At 34.6% G+C, this 3607-nt stretch carries 5 protein-coding genes and 2 pseudogenes; 6 read left to right on the top strand and 1 reads right to left on the bottom strand.

Features of this window, described 5'->3' with window-relative positions:
• The 4 genes and pseudogenes from A9G44_RS11255 to A9G44_RS11245 all read left to right on the top strand — a co-directional run.
• Positions 1-645 (top strand): annotated as a pseudogene (locus A9G44_RS11255) (IS5 family transposase); the annotation flags it as partial.
• A gap of 521 nt (positions 646-1166) precedes the next feature.
• Positions 1167-1382, top strand: a complete 216-nt coding sequence (locus A9G44_RS13165) for an EndoU domain-containing protein (protein ID WP_306452900.1) — start codon at positions 1167-1169, stop codon at positions 1380-1382.
• On the top strand, positions 1382-1855 hold the full coding sequence (locus tag A9G44_RS11250; protein WP_065611084.1) for a hypothetical protein: 474 nt from the start codon (positions 1382-1384) through the stop codon (positions 1853-1855). The genes A9G44_RS13165 and A9G44_RS11250 overlap by 1 nt, the downstream gene beginning before the upstream one ends.
• Positions 1856-1929: 74 nt before the next feature.
• A pseudogene (locus A9G44_RS11245) lies at positions 1930-2716 on the top strand (integrase core domain-containing protein); the annotation flags it as partial.
• Here A9G44_RS11245 and A9G44_RS14135 read toward each other — a convergent pair.
• The gene (locus A9G44_RS14135) at positions 2661-2819 is read right to left on the bottom strand and encodes an RHS domain-containing protein (protein ID WP_442902938.1); all 159 of its coding nucleotides are present in this window, start codon (positions 2817-2819) and stop codon (positions 2661-2663) included. The pseudogene A9G44_RS11245 and the gene A9G44_RS14135 sit on opposite strands and share 56 nt — an antisense overlap.
• Positions 2820-2984: 165 nt before the next feature.
• Here A9G44_RS14135 and A9G44_RS11240 point away from each other — a divergent pair, with 165 nt between their 5' ends.
• Both A9G44_RS11240 and A9G44_RS11235 read left to right on the top strand, forming a co-directional pair.
• Positions 2985-3242 carry a transposase gene (locus A9G44_RS11240; protein WP_034909955.1) on the top strand — a complete coding sequence of 86 codons (258 nt, stop codon included), beginning with the start codon at positions 2985-2987 and terminating at the stop codon, positions 3240-3242.
• The coding region (locus A9G44_RS11235) for an IS3 family transposase (RefSeq protein ID WP_143426398.1) at positions 3242-3607 on the top strand (366 nt) is incomplete at its 3' end. The genes A9G44_RS11240 and A9G44_RS11235, both read left to right, overlap by 1 nt.

The following is a 3607-nucleotide window of genomic DNA, read 5'->3' as shown; positions in this document are numbered from 1 at the left end:
CGAATGAGAACCGGTATTCCTTGGCGAGATTTGCCAGAAGAGTTTGGTGAATGGAGCACTGTCTATAGGCGATTTAATTTGTGGTCTAAAAAAGGAATATTAGTTGATATTTTCAAACATTTATCACAACTAGCGGATTTTGAATGGGTGTTCCTAGATGGCTCGATTATCAGGGCTCATCAACATAGTACAGGCGCTGCAACGGAGTATTCCGAGCAAATAGGTCAGAGCTGTGGTGGTAATTCAACTAAAATTCATCTTGCGGTTGATAGTGGTGGTTTGCCTATTTGTTTTTAGCTTTCTGAAGGACAACGACATGATATCACTTATGCAGAAAACCTAGTTGAAAAGCTCGATGAAGTGAATACAGTGATAGCCGATAAAGGTTATGACAGCGAGCCTTTTCGGTGCTTTGTTCGTCAAAAAGGCGGACGAACGGTGATTGCTAAACGTAATTATGGTAAGGATATAGATAAAAGCAGTATGGATAGGTGCCTTTATCGCTATCGTCATTTAGTCGAGAATGCCTTTGCTAGAATCAAGCAATATCGTTCAATATCAACTAGATACGATAAGTTAGAAAGGAATTATGCCAGTATGGTATCACTGGCATTTATGTTAATGTGGCTGCCAATGTATTGTTGAGTAATTTATGTACAGCAAAGATCAACAGCCCCTAATAAATAAAACGATACAGGATTTGATAAAAAATGAAGAATTTCATCATGCTTTTTCATTATTAGAGTAATTAACAAATGTAGAAAAGATCGTATATCTAAATATTCATAGTTTTTATTTCTTTGCTACCTTATTGTAGAAAATCCGCTATTAGTTTTGAAGTATAATGATACAGAAAATAGTATATGAGCCGATACAATATAATTCATATTATCAAGGATAGAATTTAGACAAGTAACTAGTTTATATTACAATACTTTCAGATATTATGCTCCAGATAGGACGCTTTACCCAGTTGGACCTGATTGGTTTAGCTGTGGTGGAATTAACCTGCATCAGTATGCCGCTAATGGATTGACTTGTATTGCTCCGTGGGGTTGGAATTATGTACCTTCAAAAAGAAAGAAACCAGTTAATTTGCCTAGTATGAAAAAGGTTAAAATAGATATGGATCATATTTTTTAACGACATAGTATGCAGGAAAAGTAATATTAATAAGCGGAAAGAAAGATTTATTTCCTAAGAATATGTCTCCAAAACAAATTGAACGTGCTGTCAGAGAAGCATATTCTAATATTAAAGTCCTTAAATCTCAAGATGAACGAATTCTGGGACGAGGCACATCTGATAATATGATAATTGAAATTTGGGTAAATAAAGTTACTAAAAAAATTGAAACTGCTTATCCTAAAGGAGTCCTATAATGATTGATTTAATAATTAATCCTGATTCTATTCGTGTATCAAAAAGTGAAGTATCAACTCAAATATTTTCGGAAATATATTTCCAAATCGGAAATATATTTTTTCCAGACAAGAAATGGGATGATTTTACTGTCATTATATTAAATTGGTGGTTAAGAGAAGCTTGTAAAATTAAAAAAAATAATATAGCTAAAAAAAATAATGTAGCCCATTTTAGTTTTATGGATGGACCATTCTATTTTGAGGTTCATTTTGTTGGTGAAACCTGTAATATTGAATTTATAGATAATAGATATGATAAAAAGGAAGTAGTATATAGCGGTAAAATAGAATGCACCTATTTGTTTAACCTATTAAAGAAAAATGCAAATTTATTGATTCGAAATATACCTAGTGAAGCAGAAAAATTAAAAGATGTAATAGAGATAAAAAAAAGTTTAAAATTAATACAAAAACATGTGAAATATTTTTAAATTTAAATTTTTTAATAAAATTTTAGTTGTAGAATTTACTAGCGTTATTTACAGTAATTTGAGAAACTACTGTAATGAATATACATAAAAAAACAAAACTAACGCCTTATCACAGACAAGAGATATGGCGCTTATATCATAAAGAAAAAATAACGGTCACTGATTTGGCAAAACGCTTTATGGTCAGTCGGCCTACCATTTATAATGTACTAAAGAAAGCCCGATTGAAGCTTTTTGTGCCTTTAACCAGTAAGAATGAACGTTATAAAACCATTCGTTATGGAATTAAACGTCTGGTTAAAGTCGAAAAATCGATTGAAGATAAATTAAGACGGCAAGCTAAACGCTATAACAAAACCTATCCGGGAGAAATGCTACACGTTGATACCAAACGTTTACCTTTACTTAAAAATGAAACGAAACAGCGAACTAGAGAATATTTATTTGTCGGTATTGATGATTTTTCACGTGAGCTTTATGCGGGTATTTACCCTGATAAATCCCAATTTAGCGCAGCACAATTTTTACAAAACGATGTGTTAACCCAATGTCCTTATACTATTGAATGTGTTTATTCCGATAATGGACGTGAATATCAAGGCACCAGCGAACACTTATTTGTTAAAACGTGTAACAGCCACCGTATTAATCAAAAATTCACCAAACCCGCCTGCCCACAAACGAATGGGAAAGCCGAAAGAGTGATACGAACTTTGAATTGCGATGTGGCATAATCAGCATATATTTAGCGATTCAAAAGATAGAAAACAAAAACTGAAACGCTTTATTAATTTTTATAATACCGTTAAACCACATAAAGCGATTTCAGGGAAAACGCCTTATGAGTTTTTAGAGGGGTATTTACACGTTTTCCCCACAGCTGAAAGCTACATTCCCACAGTATTTCACCGTTTTCATCGGTAAGCTCTTCCGGACAGCCGTTCAGGTCGGTATGGAAGTAAATGACTCTTTCATCTTCGCAGCCTTTATCTATACGTGCCAGTGGTTCGTAGCTGTTCTGGTCGGTATAGATATACAGGCTGGTGGGGTGATTCTGTAACTATCCCCTAAAATAGTACAGCAAAAAAGTAGAAAATTATCTATGATAAAAGTAAAAGGGGATTTAATTATGAAAAAAATGACTGAACATCAAATCGTCGCTATTTTAAAAGAAGCTGAAGCAGGTATTCCTGTCAAGGAACTCTGCCGTAAATATGGCATGGGTAATTCAACTTTTTATAAATGGCGGGAAAAATACGGCGGAATGGAAACTTCGGATATCAAACGCTTAAAAGAGCTGGAGGCTGAAAACCGCAAACTTAAGCAGATGTTTGCCGAGCTGAGCTTAAAATCACAGCTTCAGGAAGAAATCATAAAAAAGCTTTAGTGCCCACAAAGGCACGTAAAACGTGGGCACAGCAACTACAACAAAATCATTCAGTTACTATTGCTATGAGTTGTGCCATTGTTGGCTTAAGCCGTTGTGCTTACTATTATCAACCTAAGTTACAGGATGATTCGGTGATTGTTTCGGTATTGAATGCTATCACAGACCGGCATTTACGCTGGGGCTTTCCTAAATGCTTTAATCGTATCAGAAAGCTCGGCTATCAATGGAACCATAAGCGTGTTTATCGGGTGTATTGTGAATTAAAGCTTAATCTCAGAGTAAAACGAAAAAAACGCATTCCTCCACGATGCCCGGAAAAGCTATTGGTGCCTAATAAACAAGGTGAATGTTGGTCAATGGAT

The sequence above is a fragment of the Gilliamella sp. Occ4-3 genome (assembly GCF_001690675.1).
Lineage (GTDB): Bacteria > Pseudomonadota > Gammaproteobacteria > Enterobacterales > Orbaceae > Gilliamella > Gilliamella bombi.
Note: the sequence above shows the minus strand (reverse complement) of the source record. Positions and strands in the feature narration are given on the sequence as shown.

Excerpts from the sequence above, each read along its gene's own strand:
- A9G44_RS11250 (WP_065611084.1), top strand. The coding sequence starts at position 1,382 with ATGATTGATTTAATAATTAATCCTGATTCTATTCGTGTATCAAAAAGT.
- A9G44_RS11240 (WP_034909955.1), top strand. The coding sequence starts at position 2,985 with ATGAAAAAAATGACTGAACATCAAATCGTCGCTATTTTAAAAGAAGCT.